This is a genomic window from Fulvivirga ulvae (genome assembly GCF_021389975.1).
GTDB lineage: Bacteria > Bacteroidota > Bacteroidia > Cytophagales > Cyclobacteriaceae > Fulvivirga > Fulvivirga ulvae.
Map to the genome: position 1 here is coordinate 4,017,305 of NZ_CP089981.1, position 24,319 is coordinate 4,041,623.

Genomic DNA, 24,319 nt, shown 5'->3' on the forward strand with positions numbered 1-24,319 from the left:
TCAAACAAAAGGTAGTGTCTCCTCAGAAACTCCGCCTGATCCTTTTGACCTACTTCTTCTCTTTTTTCTTTACCCCCCTCAAAGCTTCTGCGGTCCAGGGATCCTCAGGCCATGAATGCTTAGGGTAGCGTCGTTGAAGCTCCTTCTTTACCTCAAAGTAAGCATTGTCCCAAAAACTGCGCAGGTCAGCGGTGACTTGTACAGGTTTAAAGCCCGGCGAGAGCAGGTGCATGAGCACGGATGTTCTTCCTTCATTGACCTTTGGTGTATCAGCCAGTCCGAAAACTTCCTGTAGCCTTACTGCTAGTACCGGTGCCGAGCCGTCAGTGAGATATTGCAATTTGACCGCAGAGCCACTGGGAACGGTGATTCGGGGTGGTGCCAGTTCGTCAAGAGCAGCCTGTTTTTCCCAGTCAAGGCTATGATGGAGTACTTCTGTCAGGTTTATTTTTTTCAGGTCTTCCGGCTTTTTGATCTGATCCAGGTATGGAGACAGCCACTCCTCATTAGTGATCAGTAAGGTTTGCGTGCTTACATCAGGCCAGTTATCCTGAGGGCGCCACCTGCGCAGGCTCAGTACACGGTTTTGCCACTGTGTAACCTGTTCGTCAAAATTCAGCAGGTTTGCTCCTTCATTTTTAATGGCCTCCGAAATAGCTTTTACAAGATGTTCCGTATCAGGCGATGGGAGAGGTTTGGATTGCAGGACTATACAACCTATACGCAGATCCTTTGTTGCTATTAAACCCCCTTTACGTGTATCCCAGGTTATTATTTCCTGTTCCCTTACCAGTGGAGCGAGGTCCTTAGGGTTTAGGGGAGAGGCCATAAATATCTTTCCCATGCCATCGCGGGCATCTACATTGGCGATTGCCAGCCAGGGCTCATGGGCAAGGTCATCGCGGTGGCCTGCCATGGCGTATTTGCCATTGGCAAGTTGAAACTGGGCATTATTTCCCGGACGGGCATAGGCTATTCGTTCCGGGTAGGCATGTGCCAATAGCACACCCGTAGCATAGGGATCTACGGGGCCATTATCTTCTTGCTTATCGAAAAGTTTGCGGTATGACGCCGCTATTTTTTCTATTCTGCCAAAACTTTTGCCCTGCCCTTTTCCACTTCGGTATCTTCTCAGGGCCTCTATCCGCAAGTTGATATCAATGCCCGACTCTTTAGGCAAAGGGTCTCTTTCTTCGAGTACCGCTGACACATCAGAAGCCAGCTCCAGCAGGTCATCGTCTTCTGCCATCAGCAACATATGGGCAATTCTGGGATGACACGGTAGCTGGTGTATTCTTTTACCATGCTCGGTAATACGGCCGTTTTGCAGGGCATCGAGCTGATGGAGTGTATCGGAAGCCTGCGAGAGTGTGCCTTTAGGTGGCGGAGTGAGCCACGTGAGCTGGTGAGCATCTACTATGCCCCATTGTGCCATGTCTAGCACCAGCGGAGCCAGATCCGCCTCCATGATTTCCGGTACGCGGTGTTCGGCAAGTCTTTCCTGTGTAGCCTTTGACCACATGCGGTAACATACACCTGCACTTAAACGCCCGGCACGGCCTGCGCGCTGGTCAGCAGAGTCTTTAGTGATCTGGACAGTTTCCAATCGCGACAAGCCGGATTTTGGGTCAAACCGGGAGGTTCGGCCATAGCCGGTGTCTACCACTATTTTTATGCCTTCGATGGTAAGACTGGTTTCTGCAATTGATGTGGCCAGCACTACTTTGCGTCGCCCTTTCCTGTCAGGCATTATGGCGTTGTATTGTTTGTTTTGAGGTAGCTTGCCGTATAGTGGGTGAATGACAAAATCGGGTAGCGCTTTTTTTAGAAGCTCTTCGCATTTTCTTATTTCACCCTCGCCGGGGAAGAATACCAGTGCATCTCCTTCATTTTCCCTGACAGCCTTTTTTATTGTCTTTGCAGTCATTTCCGGCAACATCATCAGGTCCGTTTCACCGTCATAAATAACCTCTACAGGATATTGCCTGCCCTGGCTCTCTGCAACAGGTGCATTGAGGAGCTCTTTTAGCTGAGGCATATTTAGCGTTGCCGACATGATCATGATCCGTAAGTCAGGCCTCAGTACCTGCTGAGCTTCGCGGCATAATGCCAGTGCTACATCTGCATGAATACTTCTTTCATGAAACTCGTCAAATATAACCAGGCCTACGCCTTCCAGAGCATTGTCGCTATGGATCATCCGTGTAAGAATGCCCTCAGTGAGTACCTCAATCTGGGTGTCTGCACTTGTGCGATTCTCAAAACGTATGCGATAACCAACGGTTTTGCCCACTTCATCATCCAAAAGGTCTGACATACGTGAAGCAATTGATCGGGCAGCCAGCCGGCGTGGTTCAAGCATGAGTATTTTCTTTCCCTCCAGCCAGGGCTCATTGAGCAATGCCAGGGGGAGCAGTGTACTCTTGCCTGCCCCAGGAGGCGCATTGACAATGAGCGTATTTTCTTTTTGAAGTAATTCCCTGACCTCAGGAATGATGTCAGCAACTGGAAGATCTATGTTTAAAGCGTCGAATGACAAAATTTATGTCAGATTATAAAGTTATAACTTATTTGCAAAAGCAAAATTACAAACTTTACCAGAGAAAGCATTTAGGGAGATTAAAAGCATAAAAATGAACGCATAAACATGTAGGAACAACAAGTATGTGTAACCGACCGGAAGCACAGGACAACCTGAGACGATATTTTGATGTTTTCTACCCGCGTTCTTAAATGATTCATCATAAAAAACTTTCAATTCCAAAGATTTATTACTAACTATATATCAACCCCAAAACGAACGTCGTATGGTAACCTCCAACCCGAAAAAAGACCTCCTGAACCACTCTTTCCGGCTTAGGTACAAAACGTGCGATTTGAAATCAAAGCTAACGGCTCTGATATTATATGTAGAAGAATGTGATGAGCTGGATGAAGACAAAAAGCGCGAAATATTGCACATATGTAGCAAGATTGCGCAGAGAAATAATGATTTGATTACAACGGAGTGCAAGCTTATAGAAACGTTAGGGAAGCTTTTACCAGGTTCTGATGATTGTGAACAGAACTCAATGCTTGCTACAGTAGCCTAAGGATTTTATATGGTTTTACCGTTCCAGTTTCTCTATTATTTCATCAATAGATTGAATAAACGCCTCTCTGTGCCGCTTGGAGAGTAAATATCTCCTCTTAATTAGCCTTACAGACATGTCATCCATGATGAAGTGGTTACAGAAAAAAGCCAACCTGTCATCCTCGGAGTTAATCTTTTTATATTTTGACCTTTCAGTAGGCGACTCCAGTATGAGTTGCACTTTATTCATTAAGAGATCAGATTCGCTGTCAGGACGCATACTTGATGTTAAGGTTTACTATAAACAATGGCAAGATAATTTTTTTATCGGGATGATCATTAATTTCTTTAGAGAATTTAATTACATGCGTAAAAACTGCATGTTGTTTTACTGCTTTACGGCGTTTAAAATTCTTTAAATGGAGATAACGTTCTGATATGTATTCATCACTTCGTAAGAAATGAGGATGAGACAGATGTTATTGAGGAAGAATTCTGCCGGACGATATCGTAGTGTTTACTCCACAGTCCGTGGTTACTATAACCCGAATGCACGCCTAAAAAGCTTTTGTAGGTTTGGGCTTTAGCGGCAGGCTTATTTCAAAGGTTGTTCCCTTGTTTTCGCTACTCTTTACGGCAATTTTTCCGTTATGCAATTCGATGATCTTTTTTGTAATGGCCAGTCCGAGCCCTGTGGATTTCTGGCCTTCAAGCCCTGTTCTTCGTACTGATGAGATTTCTTTAAACAAGCGTTTTTTAATCTCTGCAGGAATGCCTATCCCGGTATCGGCTATCTTGATTTTGTAATTTCTTTTAGTTTCATGAAGGTTAATAGAAATATTGCCTTTAGGCCGGGTAAATTTAACGGCATTTGAAATGATATTTTTTATGGCCTGATTGAATATTGATTTGTCAACAGGATAGCTAAAGTCATGTTCTGGTGCTACAACTTTAATGTTTAACTGTTTGCTCTCGATTTCTACATCATAAGTTTTAAGTGCATTTTTTACGATTTGGAAAAGGCTTTCACTCGTGGTGCTAAGTACCTCACTACTGTAATTGAGTACTGTGAGCTGTAAGAAATGCTGGAGTAATGCGTAGGCACTTTCCGAAGCATTTTTAATTTTATCAGCATAGTTGGATGTCTTTGAAGTATCTGGTTCTTCTTTTATAAGGTCGGCCAATAGTGATATTTTGGTAAAGGGCTGTCTGAGGTCATGCGAAATAATTTGAATAATGCTGTCAAAGTTTTTATTCTCTCCCTCGAGGTCCAGCATGTGATTTTTCTTGTCACTGATATCAACTATATGCCCAACCACCAGTTCAACATTTTGCTGCTCCTCGACCGGAAAAGTATGGATCTCTATCCACTCAAATTTTTTGAGTTTGTTGCTCGTTTTAAGCTCAATTTTGTTAATAAAGTTATTCTTTGGGGTTAAGGCCGAGAAAAACTGCAGGTAAGGTTTGTGATATTCCTTGTCAATGTATGGCTTGAGGTCTGATTCATCCCTGGGCTCAATTTCAGTTCCTTTCACCAAGTCGAAGAATTTAGGGCTTACATAAATGATTTTTTCCCTCTTTACATCCCAAATGAAGAAAAATACGGGAACGGTTTGGGTAATAAGTTTGTGTGGGTTATTGGGAATTTTTGCGTTCATAATTTATAAACAGTCTGCTTCGTCTATTACAGCAATTATTACATTCAAGAATGAGTCCATAATTTTTTGCTCATCATGTTTGTTTTAGTTAGGAATCCTAACTATTATTGAGCAATGATTAACTAAAACATTTGAATTATGGAAAAAGCAGTATTCTATCATGCAGGTTGTCCGGTATGCGTAAGTGCGGAACAGGACATTTTAAAGATTATTGACCGGTCCAGATATGATCTGGAAATCGTACATCTGGGGCAGGACCAGGCACGTATCTCGGAAGCTGAAAAAGTCGGGGTGGAGTCAGTCCCTGCTTTGTGGCTTGGCCAAAATGTACTTCATATCAATTTTGGAGCAAGTTTAACAGACGTGAAGAATGGTTAGCATTATGAAAAAGAGCGTTTTGTTTGTTGCATTACTAGCATTGTCATTTGCAAGCTATGCCCAGACCGATAGTGGGTTTGAGGCTTCCAAAGACTTGAAAATAACCGGAGCAGAGGTAAACTATATAAGTGATCTGGACCTTTTGGTTTTTCAGGTAACTGTTGCCGGGGAATCAGGGAAAACAGTGCCTGAGGCAGCGGGTCAATTGGATGGAGCACCGGTGCTTGGTTATGTTTTTCCCACCACATTGAGGTCTGTGGATGTTGGCTTTGGTGATACGAAGGGTATAGTGGCGTTGGCCGTGACGGCACATCCGGACTTTGATGATACACCGCTTTGGGATGAGAACAATGACAGGAATTATAAAAATGACGGTGTCATATGGCATACCCATTGGGTGGTGCTGGAGCAAGACGATCGCGTTCCTGGTGGTTTGGCAGTAAAGCAATTTGCAAAAACTGATGTGGTAATACTGCCTCCCACTAACCCAGGCATGCCCATGTACATGGACTCTCCGGGATACAGTGTGTTGACACGGGGGCAGCAGTTGAAAGTGTTGGTGCCAGCGCAGCGGATTTATGGTAAGAAGCAATTCAATTATGATGCTGTTGCCGCCTTTATGCAAGTAAATACTTCCGACAGCACCAAGCCTATGCTGGGTGTTTATGAGGTTTACAGCGTGCTATCCGGTGATTTATCATTGCCTTATAAGGTAAATCATTAACTTTTTTTGCAATAATTAGTTAGGAATCCTAAATTTATAGATCCAATGCAAGTTTCTGTATTTGACACTTATGTAAAGAAGAAAAATGGAGGTTTGATGCATTTTGATATACTTGTGCCAGTGGAGCTTCGGTACGATGAGGTGATTGGCTTTGGTAAGGAATATCTGAAAAGCAAGGAGCAGGAGGGACAGCCCATATCGGCTAAAGAGTGTAAATTTTGTCATATTGAGCAGGCTTCCAATGAGGTGAAGTACGATATAGAGACAAAAGGTTACCATATTATAGAAATGCAGGGGTGTTAAGCCCCTGTTTTTTAAAAAGCGCTAAAGTTGAATCTTATGAATGATTTTCATGCATTTGTGCAAGACAAGGTCAATTCAAGAACTTATGCGAAGGTGCAGTATTTCACTGATCTTCATGAGTTTATTACCGTCACTTCTGTGACCAAGGCACTGGAGAAAAAGGATGGCACGGAATTCCTGATCCTGGCTACGGGTGAGGAGATCCGGTTTGACAGTTTGGTGCGCATTGATGAAATGGTTGCCCCTAAGTACAAAGATATCATGGACTTTACATGCGACTGTTGATATGAATATTTTTGACCCGGAGAAGCAGCATAGTCAGCGCGATGTGAAAATTGTAGCCGCTTTGGAGCGAATTTCACATGCATTCAAAGTGATGCAACTGAAAGAGGGCAAGGAGCGTAATCTGAGTCCAATCCAGATGCAAATTCTCATGTTTATCCATTTTCATCATGAGCAGTTGTGTACGGTTAGTTATCTCGCCCGTGAGTTTGATATTACTAAAGCCACAATCAGTGATGCAGTAAAGGTACTGATCCAAAAAGGACTGGCAGAGAAAACGGTAGATGATACAGACAGTCGCAGCTACTACATAAAACCGACCCTGGCCGGGAAGCAGGAAATAATGGCTATGGAAAGTTTCGGAGCACCGGTACTTCAATCATTGGAAAATATTTCAGACCCAGAAAAAAACGACCTTCTCCACTCATTGCTTCAGGTAATCAAATACCTGAACAAAGCGGGAGTTATCACCATCCAACGGAGCTGTCACAATTGCAAATTTTACGAACATCGCTCTTCGCGTCACCATTGCAACCTGCTCAAGGCTGACCTTGAAGATGTTGATATCAGGCTGGATTGTCCGGAGTTTTCTGCTAGTTGGTGACTGGTATCAGTAATCAGTGAGCGGTAATAGGTGTCACCGATCACCGTTGTTTACTGTTCACCGTTCTTGGTCTGGCTGCCCATTCTTCGGTCTCCGGTCTTCCGACTTACAATGCACCGATTACCGATCATTCAACCCTAAACACCCCCGTACGCCCTGTCCCAATCTTTCCATACCGGTTCGTAGCCCTGGCGGGTCAGCATTTCGGCTATTTGGGCCGGGGATCTTTGGTCATCTATTTCGAACTGCTCCAGTGATTCGGGAGCGTTGGCATAGCCGCCGGGATTGGTTTTGGAGCCGGCACTTATGGACGTGATACCCAGTTTAATGACGTTGTCGCGGAATTTGTTTGATTCACGTGTAGAGAGCGAGAGTTCAACTTCTTCATTGAAGATACGATAGGCGCAGATAAGCTGCACCAGTTCCCGGTCGGTCATTTCTACCTTGGGTGTCAGTCCACCGGCATGAGGGCGCAGGCGGGGAAATGATATGGAGTATTTTGTTTTCCAGTACTTCCTTTCGAGATACTGCAGGTGCAGCGCCGTGAAAAAAGAATCTGTGCGCCAGTCTTCGAGACCAAACAATACGCCGAGGCCTATTTTATGGATGCCGGCCCTTCCCAACCTGTCCGGCGTTTCCAGTCGATAATCGAAGTTTGATTTTTTGCCTTTCGGGTGATGTTTTTTGTAATCCTCCTGATGATAGGTCTCCTGGTAAACCAGTACCGTATTCAGCCCCAGGGGGATCAGTTCTTCATATTCATGCTGGTCGAGCGGCTGCACTTCAAGGGAGATATGTGAGAAGGAAGGGTTGATGAGCTTAAAAGCCTTCTTGAAGTACTCGGGCCCTACGGTTTTGTTGGCCTCACCCGTTACCAGTAAAATGTGATCATAGCCCATAGCTTTGATATGCTCTATTTCCGAAAGAATCTCTTTTTCAGTGAGCGTTCTTCTCGGAATTTTGTTGTCGAGGCTAAAACCGCAGTACGTGCATATATTTTGGCACTCGTTTGACAGGTACATGGGTATGTACATCTGGATTGTTTTGCCAAACCTTTTCTGGGTTAGCCGGTGGCTTAGCTGCGCCATTTGTTCCAGGTATGGAGCCGCAGCAGGGGAGATGAGCGCCATGAAATCCTCCAGATTTCGCTGGGGTCTGGATATGGCGTTTTCGACATCCTGAGATGTTTTGCTATAGATTTTGCTTTTTACGTCGTCCCAGTTGTAGCTTCTAAAAATTTCAGAAAAACTCATAGTTCGTCTATAAATGATGTTAATGGACTACTTGCGCTGGCATGGCCAATGGGATGGGCAAGCTTTGCTTCATAAGCTATTCTCCCGGCCTCAACGGCCATTTTGAATGCTCTGGCCATAGCTACGGGGTTATCTGAAACCGCTATGGCTGTATTGACTAGTACGGCGTCGGCTCCAATTTCCATGGCCTTTGCTGCATCGGATGGGGCACCTATTCCGGCATCAACCACCACAGGAACGTTGCTTTGCTCAATGATGATCTCCAGAAAGTCGATGGTTTTCAGTCCTTTATTACTACCGATGGGTGAGCCCAGGGGCATGACGGCGGCAACTCCGGCTTCTTCAAGTCGCTTGCATAAAACAGGGTCAGCATGGATATAAGGCAAAACGATAAACCCTTTTTTTACCAGTTGCTCTGCAGCTATCAAAGTTTCGACAGGGTCGGGCAGGAGGTATTTAGGGTCCGGGTGGATCTCCAGTTTCAGCCAGTTGGTTTCCAGGGCTTCCCGGGCCAGTTCAGCCGCGAATATGGCTTCTTTGGCATTCCTGACGCCCGATGTGTTGGGCAACAAATTGAACTGAGGGTGATCCAGGTATCCCAGTATGTGGTCTTCGTTACTGTTTACATCCACCCGTTTAAGAGCCATAGTCACCAATTCACTGCCACTTTCCAGCAGAGCAGTTTTCATTAATTCACTGCTGTTGAATTTACCCGTTCCTGTAAAAAGTCGGGAATTGAATGTTTTATCACCTATTGTTAGCATAATCTATGGGCTGTTTTACAATGTCATAAATAGTTTCTGTGATATGGGAGATGTTGCTGGCATTGATGATCATGCCCGATGCTGCAATGCCATGCACACCGGCACCTGTCAATGCAGGTATATCAGTAATAGTTATTCCTCCTATGGCAACTATCGGTGTGGTGATGCCGAGCTCATTACACTTTGAAAGGATATTGCGATAGCCATCCAACCCCAGTATTGGGCTTAGCTTTTGCTTGGTGGAGGTAAACCTGAAAGGCCCAAGGCCTATATAATCGGCACCGTCACTGGCGTGGGCCACAATATCTTCTAACGTATTGGCTGTAGCCCCGATGATTTTTGATTTACCCAATATTTGTCGCGCATGGCTTACGGGCATGTCTTCCTTACCCAGGTGTACCCCATCAGCTCTTACAAAATTGGCAATGGTGGGGTGGTCATTGATAATGAGCCTTGCATTATATTTATCACAAAGCTTACGCGCCTTCCATGCCTGGTCTTCTATTTCATCGATGTGTTTATCCTTGATCCGCAACTGAATCCACCTGATGCCATTTTTCAAGGCCTCTTCTATACCTCCAAGATGTGTGAAACGCTCATTTTCCTGTGTTATGAAATGTAATTTGTCGATCATAATACGTCGGTTTTGTTGTGCCACCCCAGTAATGAAATATGGGATGATAAAAACTTTTCAGTGTAGGTTTTGGCTGATATACATGATTGAGGAAGGTCAAGTCCCTGTGCCAGATTAGCAGTGATAGCTGCCGATAAGACACACCCCGACCCATGTTTTGGAGAGATTGATGATGTATTGGCAGTGAAAATCATTTTATTCCCCTGACTAAACAGAAAGTCCGTTCCCGGTGATCCTTCGTTATGACCTCCTTTGAGGTAGACATTGCATTGGAAGGAAGCTCTTACCGCCGTTTCTTCATCGTCAAACAGTGTTTTGAATTCCGGAAGGTTGGGCGTGATCAGGTAGACATTCTCTAATAAGTCATCCAACTCCTGGTCGTTTTCAAAAAACTGAAAGCCTGAAGAGGAGCGAAGCACGGGGTCCCAAACAATCTTAATATCGGGGTTATATTTCAGCAAGTGCTTTTTTATGGCAGAGAAAGACTTGCTGTTTTCTATGATCCCAATTTTTACCCATTGTATACTATACTTGTCAAGTAGTGTATTTAGCTGATGAAATATAGCATCGGTTTTGTGCCAGTCAACATGGTAGACTTTGCTTTCATCCTGCAGTGTATTGGCTGTAACCGTGCCCATACCATAAACGCCATGTTGCTCCATAGCCTTGATATCGGCCAGAAGCCCGGCACCTGCACAGGGGTCATATCCTGCAATGGTCATGGCAATAGGGTGTATCGTGTTCATGAGGATATGCTTTTTCTGTTGATTACCTGTATCAGTGCTTTAGCTTTGTCAACGGCTAATTCTGGCTCCTCCCATATTGTGCCCATTACCGCCAGGCCGTAATAGCCCATATTGAGAGCTTCTGCAGCATTTTGAATGTCGATCCCGCCCAAAGCATATATTTTGTTGCCTTTGAATTGTTCCGGTACATTCTTTAAGTCAGGGTTGGCATTATACCCTTTTTTGGAAATGCTGTTGAATACAGGACTGATAAAACAATAAGAACATAGTTTCATGGCTTTATGGGCTTCATCCCAGTTATGCACTGAGGCAGACAACCTGTACCGGGCAGGGAGCAGTACCCTGCCGTTTATCAGGTAACTGTAAGGCTGGTGTAAGCCACCGGCTTCTGTTTCTAAAGTCACTTCGGGATAATAATGGATTGAGATCTGCTCCCTGTAAGCAGAAGGTACCTTAGTCATGAGCCCGAGCACGCTCTCAGCCTTCATATTCGGTTTGCGAATATGGACCCTGCCAACACCGGCATCCAGAAGTTGCATCCAGAGGTCAGCTTCCTTGTCGAGGGTGTGCCCGGGCGTGATGACTATCAGTTTATCTTCAGGCATTACAGATATATTTCAGAACCTGCCTTTTTAAACTCTTTCGATTTTTCTTCCATACCTTTTTCCAGAGCTTTTTCCTCATCACTGAGGCCTTTTTCTGCGGCATAGTTTCTCACATCCTGTGTTATTTTCATGCTACAGAAATGAGGCCCGCACATAGAACAGAAATGTGCCACTTTCGCCCCTTCCGCCGGCAGCGTTTCATCATGGAATTCCCTGGCTGTATCCGGGTCGAGCGACAGGTTAAACTGGTCTTCCCAACGGAATTCAAAGCGGGCTTTGCTCAATGCATTGTCGCGATACTGAGCTCCCGGATGACCTTTGGCAAGGTCGGCCGCATGGGCAGCAATCTTATAGGTGATCACGCCATCCTTAACATCCTTTTTATTGGGCAGGCCCAGGTGTTCTTTTGGAGTTACATAGCAAAGCATGGCGGTGCCAAACCATCCGATCATTGCAGCTCCAATAGCCGAGGTGATATGGTCATAACCCGGAGCAATATCCGTAGTTAACGGCCCTAAGGTGTAGAAAGGTGCCTCATGGCATTCTTTCAATTGCTTGTCCATATTCTCTTTGATCATATGCATTGGTACGTGGCCGGGGCCTTCGATCATCACCTGCACATCGTGCTTCCAGGCTATTTTTGTTAGCTCGCCCAGCGTTTCCAGCTCGGCAAACTGGGCTGCATCATTAGCGTCGGCCAGTGAGCCCGGGCGCAGGCCGTCACCCAGAGAGAAGGACACATCATATGCTTTCATGATCTCGCAGATCTCTTCAAAATGTGTGTACAGGAAGCTTTCTTTGTGGTGTGCCAGGCACCATTTGGCCATAATCGATCCACCACGAGAAACAATCCCGGTCAGACGTTTGGCGGTCAGGGGCACATATTTTAACCTTACCCCGGCATGAATGGTGAAGTAATCCACACCCTGCTCAGCCTGCTCGATCAGCGTATCCCTGAAAATCTCCCAGGTCAGGTCTTCGGCTTTGCCATTTACTTTTTCCAGTGCCTGATAGATCGGTACTGTACCAATGGGCACGGGGGAATTCCTGATCACCCATTCCCGGGTTTCATGGATATTTTTGCCTGTAGAAAGATCCATGACTGTGTCTGCTCCCCAACGGATAGCCCATACCATTTTCTCTACCTCTTCTTCGATGGATGAGGTAACGGCAGAGTTACCGATGTTGGCATTGATCTTTACCAGGAAGTTTCGTCCGATGATCATCGGCTCTATTTCCGGGTGGTTGATGTTGGCAGGAATGATAGCCCGGCCTGCTGCTATTTCGTCCCTGACAAATTCAGGGGTAATGAATTTCTTAGGGGTATTGGCTCCGAAGCTATGTCCCTGATGTTGATCAAACAGGGAGTCTTTATCATTGTACAACTCCTCCAAACGTTGGTTTTCCCGAATAGCTATATACTCCATTTCAGGAGTGATGATGCCTTTTCTGGCATAATGAAGCTGCGTTACATTTTTACCCTCCATTGCCCTTAAAGGCTTTTTAAGGTGTTTAAAACGCAGGTCGTTTAGCGTGTCATCGTTCAGCCTTTGGTTTCCATAGTCCGAAGTGATGCCCGACAGCTCCTCTACATCTCCTCTGCTCTGGATCCAGTCCTTTCTAAGCTGGGGCAGGCCTTTGTTTACATCAATATCGACATTCGGGTCAGTGTAAGGACCGCTGGTGTCATAGATGGTGACACTATCGTTTTTGATCATATCCCCGGTGGTCTGGTCGCGGGTATCGTGCAGCCCGATTTCGCGCATAGGTACTTTGATGTCGTGGAGCTTTCCACTTACATATATTTTTTCGGACTTGGGAAAAGGAGCCCTGCTGATGACTTCGGCGCCTGGTGTTTTGTCTTTTCGCATATCAGTAGTTTTTTAATGTGAATTAGCCACCCTGCGTAGCGCGGATGATCATGATCTTATCGTTAGGTTGTAGGATGTACTCTCCCCAGGAGTCCCTGGGGACCACGTCGTCGTTTACGGCTACGGCTATGCCTTTAGCAGAAGAAAAGCCGCGCTGCTCCAGTACATGATGCAATGGAGTCTCGTCAGAAATAGTAAAGGGTTGTTGATTGATTTGTACCTCCATAAGTATAGCATTTTTACTTTAGGAGGTGCACAGTGAAGGGAATATCCCTGTGTTCCTTACTTTTCCCTTCGCCAGTATTACCTGGATCAGGTTTTGAGGGTAAAGTCTCAGCTTTTTACAGCACCCCTAAAGTGTATATTCAATGTTAGTCAATATGTTGGAGAAGGCAAAATGTTGAGAGGGGAATTTGTGATTTGGTATTAAGTGACAGGTAATTGGGCGGTAAACTGTGTGTTGGTGAACTCAAATAAACCGCGAACAGTTCAGACCTTCGTCATCCCTGAATTAGTTGCAGATGTCTGGAATTCCGATGAACGGGACAGAATCTAATGTAGTGCCCTCAATAGCCGTGAGTGGGATACGAGCTGGAAACTCACACCAGTAGAGGTTTTAGGTGACTGATTCGAGTTGCAAAGCTCGTAAAAATAGTGATTTAGGTGAAACACCTCTTAACTTGATAGTTAAATACTGGAGTTTTTTCTATCTTTATATAAGCAGTGAGACCCACCAGAGGCATTTTTTCTCATCCCTTCGATTTATTGAATGTTAAACACCCTTAACCGAATTGATTATGGAGATTAAAGATATAGCCGGAATTAGTGAACCGTTAAAAAAATTAATAGAGGTGATCTCTCAGGGAATAGGAACCTTAAGCAATCCCTATTTGATTAAAAAGAATGCTGAGGCTCGAGCACATGAGATCAAGGTGATTTCTGAGGCAATTAAAGGTAGCCAGAACAATCTTCAGCAAATTGTATATGAGCATGGGCAAGTTAGTCTGTTATCTTTAGAAGATAGAACTATTGGTTTGGATGAGCGTGTACAGCAGCGAGTTGAATTTAAAGAGCAAAAACGGCAAATGAACATCGAAAGCGTAACCCAAATGGCTGCACAACATCTTGATGAGGAAAATGAGGTGTCAAAAGTGGACGTGGATAAGGATTGGACATCACGGTTTTTTAATTATGTTGAGGATATATCTAATGAGGAGATGCAAGGCCTTTGGGCAAGAATACTTGCTGGGGAGGTAAAAGAGCCTAAGTCCTTTTCTTTGAGGACATTGCAGGTGCTTAGAAATCTTTCAAAAGAGGAAGCGCAAACTTTTTCTAAAGTGGCTCAATACGCTATCAAAGCAGGCAATGATGCTTTTTTGTTACAAGGTAATAATAGTGAAATACTGGATAAGTACGATATTGGTTTTAATGAAATGGCTCTATTGAAGGAACTGGATTTGTTGCATTCCGGCGATTTGGTAAATCACTCACTTATCCGGTATGAGCAAGATTGTTCCGTAGCTTACCTGTTTGGTGAGAAAGTAGTAGTTGTCTATAAAAAGGCTAATTCTCCTCAAAAAGATATTCCCATAATTCTATTTACTACAGTGGGCAAGCAACTTCTTAAGCTTATTAAATCGAAACCCAACTTTAGCTACTTGCAGCATTTTGCAGAAGAAGTAAATGATAATGGAATTTCTACTAAATACGGGGAAGTTTTGGAAGTATGTGGTTCAGAAATAAAACATACCAATCCACTGATTGAAATCCCTTCATTATAGTTCCTGTGTAGCGTGGAGAGGTCAAAATAACAGCCTTGTAATCCGGAGAAGGTATCTCTTATCCCTTTATTATGCAGTCCAGGCTTAGCAGGTACTCTTAACAATACCTTATAAATATACAGTCAAAAGTTATACACTGCCCAAATCCGGGAGACCCTGAATATTTTCTATGAAGTTTGATAAAATATTTCAGGTGCAATACAGAAAATTCAGGGTGACGATTTTAAACTAAACCCTCGTCATCCCTGAATTTTCTTGCAAAGACGATACTAATCAATTCCTGACATACCCACCAATCTCCGCCATAGCAGCAAAACCAGCACCGTCATGGGCCGATTTCATTACCACCTTCAAATACCTGAAAGTCGCACTTTGAGGCAGGTCAATATGCTGGGAAGCAGCAGTTTCGGCCAAGGCGAAATCACCCAGGCTTTGCCAGTTGCTGTTATCAGTACTTACGAAAATTTCAATGTCCTTTACCTTGCGGGAGCCATTGCGCTGTATGAAATGAATACCATCAGCCGTAGAAGAGCTGCCCAGATCAATAGTGATGTGATGAGGGTAGGAGTAAGTCTGGTCGCAGCCAGACCAGCAGCTATGCCAGTACGTAGATGCATCATCATCAAGCATTAAAGAAGCCAAACCGTTGGAACCTTCGCCGCTGGTAGCCTCAGAGCTGAAATCAGTCACACTCCAGGCTGCCTTATCAAGATAGACAGGCTCTTCCGGCAAAGAAGGCACCTCCAGTTGTGAAAAGTCTATATTGGGAGCTACACCATTGGCAGTTCTGCTATGGTTCGTGTCTATGGTGGTATTGTCGCTGAAAAAGCCGCAATTCTTCATAAAGAACGTATTGCCACTGGCGCCCCCTGCATAATCGAGCCTGTTGCCTTTACGTGCGGTGGCATCGGCAGTAAACCGAGCCTGGGTCAGCTCATGCCATTGACCGTCGGTGTCATACACCCACTGGTTGGTATATTCGCCCTTGCGTGAAATGAAGCCCGTTGTGGTGTTGAAATTTTCCAGAAATGAATGGAAATTGGTCAGGTAAGTGCTTGTATAAGGCCTCCTAAAGCTGGCAATCAGTTTCCATTCCCCGGTTTCGGGAGCATAGAAATAGGCCGTGTAATCAGTAGAATTATTTGGTGCAGGCTCACCTTTGAGCAGGAATTTGTACTTGATTCCGGCCTGCCAGTCAAATACCTTATAGCTTTGTCCGCCGGAGCCTTCGTTGCCAAACTCACCGATAGTAACACCCTCACCGCTGCCCAGCAGTATAATTTTATAATCTTCCGGTATTTCATCCGGGTTTTGCGTGTCGTACGGACTCCAGACTGAAAACAGTACACGTCTTTCAGTTTCAGAGTTTACCTGCATGCCGAAATATCCCTGTCCGAAGCCATTGGCCATGAAATAGGAACCGATAACATCCTGCCCCTGGGGTACGGTGATCTCATTATAAAACCACAGGATGTCCTTGCCCTGAGGCAGTTGGTAGCTCAGGTGAACTGATGGGCCTCTCCGTCCCCAATAGAATTCATCCTTAACATAAGTTACATCCGATGAAGTGGCAGGTCCGCCAATCAGAACATCATTAATATCAGCTACATAGTTGGATGACTTGTTGGTGCACTCAATTTCAATGTAGTGATATCCGGTTTCAGCGATGTCAAATGTGCCGACTTCAATGTTTTTGTAGTTGGTATTGCTAATGGTAATTTCTCTGGACTGGCTTCCTATCGTTACTTTTAATGTAGAAGCCCCTGTTGGAGCCTTGGCGTTCAGCCCCACATTCAAAATACCCGTGGCATAAACTTTAAAATAAGTTCGGATGATGTTGGCCTCGTTTGTCCAGTTATGGATTCCCGCGTCAGAGATGATGGAGCTGTTTTCTTCAATATCATTGACGACCCAGCTATTGCCTCCCGGAGGTATGCTGATGTTCAATGCTAGTGGCTTGTTGTTATGTGCGCTTTCCTCCTCAGTATCAGGTACAGGAGTGTCGCTGTCCGACGAGCAGGAAAAGAACAGAAAAAGTGAAATAATAAATGCCATAAAGCAAGATGTTGGTTTAAAGGTGTTCATGGTAAATAGGTTTGTGAAGGTTGCCCGGCTGATATTTCTTTTCAGGTGATAGAAAGATCAGTCAGGCAATCCACGTGGTTGAAATTTATAAATGGTTTATTTTAATCATTCTGTTTCAGCGTAGGCTGTACGATGATCTGGCTTTCAGGGATGTACTCTATTACACGATCATCGGTGGGCAATACCTGGTAGTACGGATTGCTTCCGTTCAGGTGAGAACCCGGATAACTTCTGTTCATCGTTCTGTTGTTTCTGAAAACATCGAATTTTCTATGGCCTTCAAAAGCCAGTTCAAGCCTGCGCTCTTCCAGTACAGCATCCAGCGCAGTAGTGCCGGCCGGAAGTTCACCTACGCCATTGTATGCAGGTATACCGGCCCTTTCCCTGATGATGTTGATATTTTCAAGGGCCAGGGCATCATCACCCATTTTAGCATAAGCCTCAGCTTTGTTCAGGTACATCTCCCCAAGCCTAGAAACTACCGGAGACCAAAGCTGGGCCACATCCTCCTGGAGCGAAGTTTTGAGAACGTAGAACTTAGGAAAGCCATTACGCTTATACAGGTCATAATCTTTGGTGACATATACTTTTTCCGCAGAAGCGTTGATATAGAAATGAAGCGTGCGCCCATTGACTTCTTCAGACTGCACTTCGTAATCGATATTATTATCTGTAAAGAATGTTGAGCCGCCGTCTTCAAAAGTAAGCCTGAACTGATATTTATAATCCGCATCAACCCAGTAAACGGCCGGTATCTTATCTCCATTGTCATCCAGGATGTACTGTGGATCAATAAACCCTTTCCGTGCATCTTCCGGGTGCCTGTTGATCAGGTCGAGGTAAGTGCTTGAAGCGTACATTTCTCCCCAACCCGTACCTTTGATATTGGCAAAAAGGGAGCCCACCGTATACCAGCCGTGGTTGTAGTCCGACTCTTCCTGGTACCTGAAACAGAATATAGTTTCAGAGTTATCCTCGGGTGCAAGTTTAAAATAATCAGCAAGGTTGGCATTAGGTATCAGACTGTAATTACCTGAAGCAATTACCTTATCTGCATAGTCGATTGCCCTTTGGTTATCCTCCATGTAAAGAAACACCCTTGAAAGCAGTGCCTGGGCAGCCTCTTTGGTAGCATATGCGTTGGTTTTTGGTAAAGTCATCAGTTCTTCAGCCTTTAGCAGGTCTTTTACGATCTGTTCATATACCTGACCTACAGTATGCCTGTCCGGCAAATCATCAATTTCAGAAGTTAGTTTTAAGGGAACTCCAAGGTTTTCGGCACCCTGGCTGTACGGCCTTCCGTAGATGTTGACCATCTGAAAATAAATAAGGGCACGGAGATAATAATTTTCACCGATCAGTTGGTCTCTTTCCGGTGATTCACCCTCCTGAGCCAGCTCTATGACCTTATTGCAGCCCACTACTGCCTGATATGCCGCCGTCCACATGTTGTTTGACCGGTTGTTGGTGGTTATATTTTGATAGTTGTAAGAATAGAAGAGCGGGTCGGTCGTGTTTCCACTTAAAGAAACATTGTCTCCCGGATATTCGCTGAGCCTGAATAACTGAGGAGCGAAGCCATTACCGTCAGCGTCACCTTTAAGTATGGCGTAAGTGCCCAAAGTTGCTGACTCCAGGCCACCTTCGTTTTCAAATAACTCTTCCGAGGCTACGGAGTCGTACGGAAACCGTTCAAGCTCACAAGCCACGAAGATGGAAGAAAGTAATATGAGTAGAGATAATTTTTTCATCTTGTTCATGTTTTGGGTTAGAATGAAATGTTCAGACCGACAGCTACACGTCGTGATACAGGGTACAGGTTAGAGTAAACGCCTTCAATACCCACCTCTGGATCCATGCCTGTGAATTTGGTGAAAGTCAGCAGGTTGTCGCCGGACACATAGATTTCCGCCGTGCTCATTTTAAGCTTGCTGATCAGTCCGGTGGGTAATGTATAGCCCAGACGGACGTTTCTCATTCTCAGAAAGCTGCCATCTTCCAGGTATCGGGAAGAGGTTTTGTTCGACAAGTTGTTGCCACCATAGAAAGCCTGAGGGTGAGTGGCCTGGTCGCCTGGCTTTTCCCAGCGGCTCCAGTCATCGGCAAGCACCTGCTGGTTGTATGTAGGGTAAGCGCCGTCAGAGTCATAAAGCTCGCGGCTGGCATTGTAGATCTTGCCACCTTTCGAGAAAGCAAAGTTTGCCGACAGGGTAAGGCCTTTGTAGCCCAGTCTGGTATTGAAACCTCCGTAGAAGTCAGGAGAAGAAGTACCTACAATTTGTTTTGTAGCTTCATTCCAGTCCGTAGTTTCAGAAACTTCGCCTGTTTCAGGGTCTACTACCTCCCACAAAGGTGCTCCGGTTTCAGGGTCTACACCGAGCCATTTGTTCAAAAACCATGAGTTGAAATCTTCGCCAACACGGGAAACATTCCTTCCCCGGTCTATTTCCTGGTCTTCATATAGTTCTGTGATCTCATTGTTGTTGGAGCCAATGTTGAACCCTACGTTCCAGGTAAAGTCGCCATCTTTAAAAATATCCACCGATGCCATGGTTTCGATACCCGTATTCTTCACGCCACCAATATTTTCCCAATAACCCGTGTAACCGGAGGCGGAAGGTAAAGTGACGAAATAAAGCAGGTCAGAAGTGTTTTTGTTGTAATACTCTACCGAGAAATTAACTCTTTCGAAAAGGAAAGCATCAATACCGATATTCGTCTGGTACGACTTTTCCCATGAAAGGTCATCGTTGCCCAACTGCGAAGGTGTGGTTACAGGCGCACCATTGTAGGTATTGCTAAGGTTGTACAGATCATATTGCGGGTAGAGAGAGCTTGGTCGATTTCCTACCGCACCATAACTTCCTCTCAGTTTCAGGGAGTTGATCGCTGCTACGTCAAAAAATGCCTCGTTGTGGATGTTCCAGCCTGCACTAAAAGAATAAAAGGTGCCGTACTGATTATTCCTTCCGAAATTCGAAGCGCCATCCCTTCTGATGGAAAACTGTGCCAGGTACCGGTTATCATATGAGTAATCCGTATTGAAAAGGAATGATTGCAAGGCATAATCATTCTTAAAACCGTTGACATCGGCAGGCTTGGCGGCATTATTGAGAATTTCAGTGCCTGAAATAATGCCATAGCCTGTCGCTCCCAGATCTTCAAACACATAGTCGTTGTACTCATAAGCCACCAGGGCATTGAGACTATGTGACCCAAATGATTTGGAATACCTGAGCATCTGGTTGGTGAACCTTGTGATCCGTTTGGCTGAGTAAGTGTAAAGCTCTCCATTATTGGCCTCGCCGGAATTAGACGCCGGGTCCGTGTACGACTTGCTGTCACTACCATAAAGTGTGATGTTATTGGTAGAGATGAATGTCAGGTTCTGCAAAATGTCAAACTCAACGTCAAAGTTGGAAAATAGATTGAATGAAGTGCCCTCCGAATAGTTCCATTGCAGATCGTAGAGGTAATTACTCCTGTCGCGACCATACCAGGTCACACCCTGGTCCTGAGGGTTGACGATGGTGCCGTCTTCTTCATAGGCAGCATCCCAGGGCAGGTTAGTATACATTTGATATAAAGAATGCTGTTTGTTGTCCCTTTTACTATAGTTTGCTGCGATCTTGGGTTTAAGAGTCAGGCGTTCACTTACGTTATAGTCATGATTTAGCCTGAAGCTCAGCCGGTCATACTCATATCCCTTCACCGTACCGGTTTCGTCATAATAACCCAGCGATATGAAAGTTTTTGATTTGTCTGTTCCTGCTGAAAAAGCCAGGGTATGGTCTTGCACCACACCGGTTTGCGTGCCATTTTCGATCCAGTTAAAGTCAGTTTTCAGTACGTCATCTGTGATTTCTGAAGGTATACTGGTGGGGTTGGCAAACTGGCCATAATAATCATAAAGCTGCGCAGAGTTCATCACCTCAAAGTTGCCCTGATTGAAATAGCTGTAACCTGTCCGCGTAGAAAGCGACAGCTTGCTTTTTCCTGTTTCCGCCTGGGTGGTGGTGACTACTATCACACCATTGGCCCCTCGCGAGCCATAGAGTGCCGTTGCCGAAGCGTCCTTGAGTACCGAGATAGATTGTATTTCATTAGGGTTGAGGTTGGGTGTGCCATGATAAATAGCGCCATCAACCACCCATAGCGGGTCAACATTGCCATTGAGTGAGGCGATACCCCGTATACGGATCACCGGCATGGATCCGGGCTGCCCTGATCCTGTAACTACCTGTACACCTGCGGCTTTTCCCTGTAGCATAGTCGAAACATCAGGGGAAGTTACATCAGTGAGCTCTCCACCATCAATGCTGGTGACCGATGAAGTGACATCGGCTTTCTTTTTATTACCGTAAGCTACCACCACTATTTCCTGTAACTCAGAGATGGAAGGCGTTAAAGTAACATCCAGCGAGGTGCGGTTGCCAACCTGCGTTTCCAGTGTTTCATATCCTATAAAACTGTATATCAACGTAGAAGAGGGGTCTACATTGATAGTGTACTGGCCGTCAACATCAGTAACTACACCCCGTGTAGTGTTTTTCACCAGTACGCTGACTCCCGGCATGGAAGTGCCTGTTTCTGCATCCAGTACCTTTCCTGATACCCTTTGCTCCTGAGCATAAGAAGCAGAGTATATAGAAAAGCAAAGTAGCATGAGCGTTAATTTTCTCATAATCAAATGGGTTAAAAGATTAATCGGTTGTTTTAAGTTTTCCTTTTAAAGACTATGAAAGTAATTGTCTCCTTAAATCTTTTATTTCATTGCTTTTTATTGAAAATCAAGATCTTAAAAACACTTAATTCTTTCTTAATCTTTCGACAATATAGAAATAATATGAATTAATAAAAAATAATGAAACTTTTTTTCTTTCGTTTTATTTCTTTATTCAAATTCGAAAGTAAAGGAAGTTGTGCTTTGCTTTGGTGCTATAAATCAAGCCAGAGGTATGGATGTTCCAATGCAATCCCACCCACGTCTCGGACGCACCCCGATGGTAGTCGGGGTAAGAATCCGGGATCCCCTGATTAAGTGTGCAGTCCAGAGTTCGGGCACTGCCTCGATCGGGGAGATCCTGAATATTCTCTATGAAGTCCGGTGGTGATTTTTGAGCGCGCAAAAGAAAATTTCAGGATGACGCGGCGTTTCGAGGGTATTCGAAGAGTACTTGGAGGATAAATCACAACATCTGAGAGTTGTTCCTTGACTACTAGACGAGAAATGTCGCCCGATTTAACATTTCTATATCTTCAGCAAAACTCCCTTGTTCTCCGTCGCGCTAACCACTTCTTCTTCTAATGTCCCAGTAGGGTCTCTCGTAGAGGACTCTACGGCATTCGGATGCACAATCTTTTAGTTTTGCATACCTCTGACATTATGCAAATGACGTGTGTTTCGACGGGCTTTGACGGGTTTTTGGGGATTAATCGCAATATCAGAAAGTTATTCTTTTTTGATCTCTAATAAGACATGTCACCGGTCTGACGCCTCTATATTCTTAAACAAAACTTTCCTTTGTTCTACCAAGCAAAATCCTTACACTACTCCTCCCTCGAGGGAGGTGGTCGTAGACCGGAGGGTGTTCTGCGCTATCCAACCATTCTAAAACACCCGCTCCCTGATTTCCGAGTAGAGTCTCTCGAAGAGGACTCTACGACTTGCTTGCACTCTCCTGGTCACGGCGCAATGAAATCTCTGCCCTAAAACACCCGCTTCTTAATCCTATTCCAAACCCTCCAAAGCAGATACGCGCCAAAAACGACCACACTGCTAAGTATTATGGCCTTGGTATACATCCCATAGATCCAATACCCGGTGGCGAACAGCGCGCCATAAACGATCAGGCAGCCCAAAAGCATGGCAATAATACCCGACGGGACACTCCATGATTGATCAGAAGAGGTAATGCGGTGCCCTGATGTCTCCGCGTGGGAGATAATCTTTTTCCATCCCGGACCTCCCGGCTGTACCTTTTTGTAGAAGCTGAACAAGGTCTGATCAGTTTCCGGTCGGGTTGCCAGTGTGGTGGCCAGCCATGCGGCCGTTGTGAACAATACCACTACCGGATAAGCAGCCCAGTCAGGCATAAGGCCATATATTGGCGCTCCGGAGGCTGATGTGCCGCCGAATAGCTGTGTTCCAAGCGAAGTGAAATTAATTAAGATTGAAATAAGGCCTGATGAAAACATGGCTACGATCTCACTCCAGGCATTAATTCTCCACCAAAACCAGCGAAGAATAAAGATCAGGCCAGTGCCGGCCCCAAACATCAGTATAATGTTGAAGAGCTGCAATGCATTGTTTAAAACCAGTGCTAATGCTGCACTTACCACCATCAGTAATATAGTTGAAACCCTGCCAACGGCTACCAGTCTTTTCTGGGAGGCGTTCTTATCAATGAATTGCAGGTAGAAGTCATTGACAATATAAGAGGAGCCCCAATTGAGGTGGGTGGAGATGGTAGACATGTATGCGGCTATTAATGAGGTAAGTACAAGTCCCAGCAGGCCATTGGGAAGCTTGGTCAGCATGGCGGGGTAGGCCAGGTCATGGCCCAGTTTGTCGGGAGCGATGTTGGGGAAAGCCTGTTGTATACTGGCGATATCCGGATAAAGGATCAGAGAGGCCAGGGCAACCAGTATCCAGGGCCATGGACGCAGGGCATAATGTAATATGTTGAAGAAAAAGGTTGCGCCCACCGCATGATTCTCATTTTTTGCGGCCAGCATCCGTTGTGCAATATAGCCGCCACCTCCCGGCTCAGCTCCCGGATACCAGGCACTCCACCATTGCACGGCAAGAGGGATGACCAGTAGTGTTATTAAAGCATTTGTATCACTCAGGTCAGGTAGTATATTGAGTTTGCCGGCTACATTTTCATGATTAAGCAAGGGGCTGATGCCACCTACCTCCGGTAAATTTACACAGTAGTAAGCAGCACCAATGCTCCCTGCCATCGCGACAAAGAATAACAAAAAATCTGTATATACAACGCCTTTAAAACCACCTGCGGCACTGAAAATAACGGTCACGAGCCCTGCAATACCCACCGTTTGTAAAGGGCTCAGATCCAGCATGATCTGGCCAATTTTAATGGCAGCCAGCGTAACTGCCGACATAGCTAAAATATTGAAGATCACCCCCATGTAAACAGACCTGAAGCCGCGCAGAAACCGGGCAGGTTTGCCGCCGTAGCGCAATTCGTAAAACTCAATGTCAGTGGTTACATTCGATTTTCTCCACAATCTGGCATAAATAAAGACTGTAAGCAGTCCCGTAAGTAGAAAAGCCCACCAGACCCAATTGCCGGATACGCCATTATTTCTCACAATGTCAGTAACAAGATTAGGTGTGTCGGTAGAAAAGGTGGTGGCGACCATAGACAGGCCTAAAAGCCACCACGGCATCGTTTTCCCTGAAAGAAAATAGTCTGATGAGCTTTTGCCGGATTTTCTCGCTACCAGTATGCCTATGAGCAGGGTGATGCTGAAAAAACTGCCTAATAATATATAATCAAGTGTGGAAAGTGATATCATACAGGTTTGAATT

General features: G+C 45.1%; 21 protein-coding genes and 1 riboswitch. Of the genes, 7 read left to right on the plus strand and 14 right to left on the minus strand.

From position 1 onward, the window contains the following. Positions 1 to 49 precede the first annotated feature (49 nt). Positions 50 to 2,539, minus strand: coding sequence for an ATP-dependent helicase HrpB (gene hrpB, locus LVD17_RS17220; RefSeq protein ID WP_233760254.1), 2,490 nt, complete (start codon positions 2,537 to 2,539; stop codon positions 50 to 52). Between the two features lie 268 nt (positions 2,540 to 2,807). Here hrpB and LVD17_RS17225 point away from each other — a divergent pair, with 268 nt between their 5' ends. After that, on the plus strand, positions 2,808 to 3,092 hold the full coding sequence (locus LVD17_RS17225) for a hypothetical protein (RefSeq protein WP_233760255.1): 285 nt from the start codon (positions 2,808 to 2,810) through the stop codon (positions 3,090 to 3,092). Positions 3,093 to 3,107: 15 nt separating this feature from the next. Here LVD17_RS17225 and LVD17_RS17230 read toward each other — a convergent pair whose 3' ends face one another. Together LVD17_RS17230 and LVD17_RS17235 are read right to left on the minus strand one after the other, a co-directional pair. Next, positions 3,108 to 3,323: a hypothetical protein gene (locus LVD17_RS17230; RefSeq protein ID WP_233760256.1), complete on the minus strand. Its 216-nt coding sequence runs from the start codon at positions 3,321 to 3,323 to the stop codon at positions 3,108 to 3,110. A gap of 307 nt (positions 3,324 to 3,630) precedes the next feature. Next, positions 3,631 to 4,731, minus strand: coding sequence for a PAS domain-containing sensor histidine kinase (locus tag LVD17_RS17235; RefSeq protein ID WP_233760257.1), 1,101 nt, complete (start codon positions 4,729 to 4,731; stop codon positions 3,631 to 3,633). 138 nt (positions 4,732 to 4,869) lie between these two features. On the opposite strand from LVD17_RS17235, the gene LVD17_RS17240 reads away from it, so the two are divergent. Genes LVD17_RS17240 through LVD17_RS17260 form a run of 5 tightly spaced genes read left to right on the plus strand, consistent with a single transcriptional unit; the run spans position 4,870 to position 7,022 of the window. Further along, a complete protein-coding gene (locus LVD17_RS17240) occupies positions 4,870 to 5,109 on the plus strand; it encodes a thioredoxin domain-containing protein (protein WP_233760258.1) in 240 nt (79 codons plus the stop codon). Positions 5,110 to 5,113: 4 nt separating this feature from the next. After that, entirely contained in the window at positions 5,114 to 5,833 is a 720-nt protein-coding gene (locus LVD17_RS17245) for a hypothetical protein (RefSeq protein WP_233760259.1), read from the plus strand. Positions 5,834 to 5,878: 45 nt separating this feature from the next. Further along, positions 5,879 to 6,136, plus strand: coding sequence for a DUF2024 family protein (locus tag LVD17_RS17250; protein ID WP_233760260.1), 258 nt, complete (start codon positions 5,879 to 5,881; stop codon positions 6,134 to 6,136). Between the two features lie 36 nt (positions 6,137 to 6,172). Then, positions 6,173 to 6,421 carry a hypothetical protein gene (locus LVD17_RS17255; RefSeq protein WP_233760261.1) on the plus strand — a complete coding sequence of 83 codons (249 nt, stop codon included), beginning with the start codon at positions 6,173 to 6,175 and terminating at the stop codon, positions 6,419 to 6,421. Position 6,422: 1 nt separating this feature from the next. Next, entirely contained in the window at positions 6,423 to 7,022 is a 600-nt protein-coding gene (locus tag LVD17_RS17260) for a MarR family winged helix-turn-helix transcriptional regulator (RefSeq protein ID WP_233760262.1), read from the plus strand. Positions 7,023 to 7,159: 137 nt separating this feature from the next. On the opposite strand, the gene thiH is transcribed toward LVD17_RS17260, so the two are convergent. From thiH to thiS, 7 genes are read right to left on the minus strand one after another with little or no spacing between them, the layout of a single operon-like run. Continuing rightward, entirely contained in the window at positions 7,160 to 8,275 is a 1,116-nt protein-coding gene (thiH, locus tag LVD17_RS17265; RefSeq protein ID WP_233760263.1) for a 2-iminoacetate synthase ThiH, read from the minus strand. After that, positions 8,272 to 9,039 (minus strand): thiazole synthase, encoded by a 768-nt coding sequence (locus LVD17_RS17270; RefSeq protein ID WP_233760264.1) that lies wholly within the window; start codon positions 9,037 to 9,039, stop codon positions 8,272 to 8,274. The genes thiH and LVD17_RS17270 overlap by 4 nt, the downstream gene beginning before the upstream one ends. Further along, positions 9,023 to 9,673 (minus strand): thiamine phosphate synthase, encoded by a 651-nt coding sequence (locus LVD17_RS17275; RefSeq protein ID WP_233760265.1) that lies wholly within the window; start codon positions 9,671 to 9,673, stop codon positions 9,023 to 9,025. Before LVD17_RS17275 ends, LVD17_RS17270 begins: the two co-directional genes overlap by 17 nt. Continuing rightward, positions 9,670 to 10,419 carry a hydroxymethylpyrimidine/phosphomethylpyrimidine kinase gene (locus LVD17_RS17280; protein ID WP_233760266.1) on the minus strand — a complete coding sequence of 250 codons (750 nt, stop codon included), beginning with the start codon at positions 10,417 to 10,419 and terminating at the stop codon, positions 9,670 to 9,672. Before LVD17_RS17280 ends, LVD17_RS17275 begins: the two co-directional genes overlap by 4 nt. After that, on the minus strand, positions 10,416 to 11,024 hold the full coding sequence (locus tag LVD17_RS17285) for a thiamine phosphate synthase (protein ID WP_233760267.1): 609 nt from the start codon (positions 11,022 to 11,024) through the stop codon (positions 10,416 to 10,418). Before LVD17_RS17285 ends, LVD17_RS17280 begins: the two co-directional genes overlap by 4 nt. After that, positions 11,024 to 12,895, minus strand: a complete 1,872-nt coding sequence (gene thiC, locus LVD17_RS17290) for a phosphomethylpyrimidine synthase ThiC (RefSeq protein ID WP_233760268.1) — start codon at positions 12,893 to 12,895, stop codon at positions 11,024 to 11,026. The genes LVD17_RS17285 and thiC overlap by 1 nt, the downstream gene beginning before the upstream one ends. A gap of 22 nt (positions 12,896 to 12,917) precedes the next feature. Next, the gene (gene thiS, locus LVD17_RS17295; RefSeq protein WP_233760269.1) at positions 12,918 to 13,121 is read right to left on the minus strand and encodes a sulfur carrier protein ThiS; all 204 of its coding nucleotides are present in this window, start codon (positions 13,119 to 13,121) and stop codon (positions 12,918 to 12,920) included. Positions 13,122 to 13,167: 46 nt separating this feature from the next. Next, a riboswitch (TPP riboswitch) is annotated at positions 13,168 to 13,259 on the minus strand. 433 nt (positions 13,260 to 13,692) lie between these two features. Between thiS and LVD17_RS17300 the strand changes: the two genes are divergently transcribed. Continuing rightward, positions 13,693 to 14,676 carry a DUF2806 domain-containing protein gene (locus tag LVD17_RS17300; RefSeq protein ID WP_233760270.1) on the plus strand — a complete coding sequence of 328 codons (984 nt, stop codon included), beginning with the start codon at positions 13,693 to 13,695 and terminating at the stop codon, positions 14,674 to 14,676. A gap of 273 nt (positions 14,677 to 14,949) precedes the next feature. Here the strand turns inward: LVD17_RS17300 and LVD17_RS17305 are convergent, their stop codons facing one another. The 4 genes from LVD17_RS17305 to LVD17_RS17320 all read right to left on the minus strand — a co-directional run bounded on the left by LVD17_RS17305 (position 14,950) and on the right by LVD17_RS17320 (position 24,303). Further along, complete coding sequence (locus tag LVD17_RS17305; RefSeq protein ID WP_233760271.1) at positions 14,950 to 16,731, minus strand: DUF3472 domain-containing protein; 1,782 nt, start codon at positions 16,729 to 16,731, stop codon at positions 14,950 to 14,952. 131 nt (positions 16,732 to 16,862) lie between these two features. Further along, complete coding sequence (locus LVD17_RS17310) at positions 16,863 to 18,512, minus strand: RagB/SusD family nutrient uptake outer membrane protein (RefSeq protein WP_233760272.1); 1,650 nt, start codon at positions 18,510 to 18,512, stop codon at positions 16,863 to 16,865. Between the two features lie 17 nt (positions 18,513 to 18,529). Then, the gene (locus LVD17_RS17315; protein ID WP_233760273.1) at positions 18,530 to 21,445 is read right to left on the minus strand and encodes a SusC/RagA family TonB-linked outer membrane protein; all 2,916 of its coding nucleotides are present in this window, start codon (positions 21,443 to 21,445) and stop codon (positions 18,530 to 18,532) included. Positions 21,446 to 22,470: 1,025 nt separating this feature from the next. Further along, positions 22,471 to 24,303 (minus strand): sodium:solute symporter family protein, encoded by a 1,833-nt coding sequence (locus LVD17_RS17320; protein ID WP_233767970.1) that lies wholly within the window; start codon positions 24,301 to 24,303, stop codon positions 22,471 to 22,473. Positions 24,304 to 24,319: the final 16 nt, after the last annotated feature.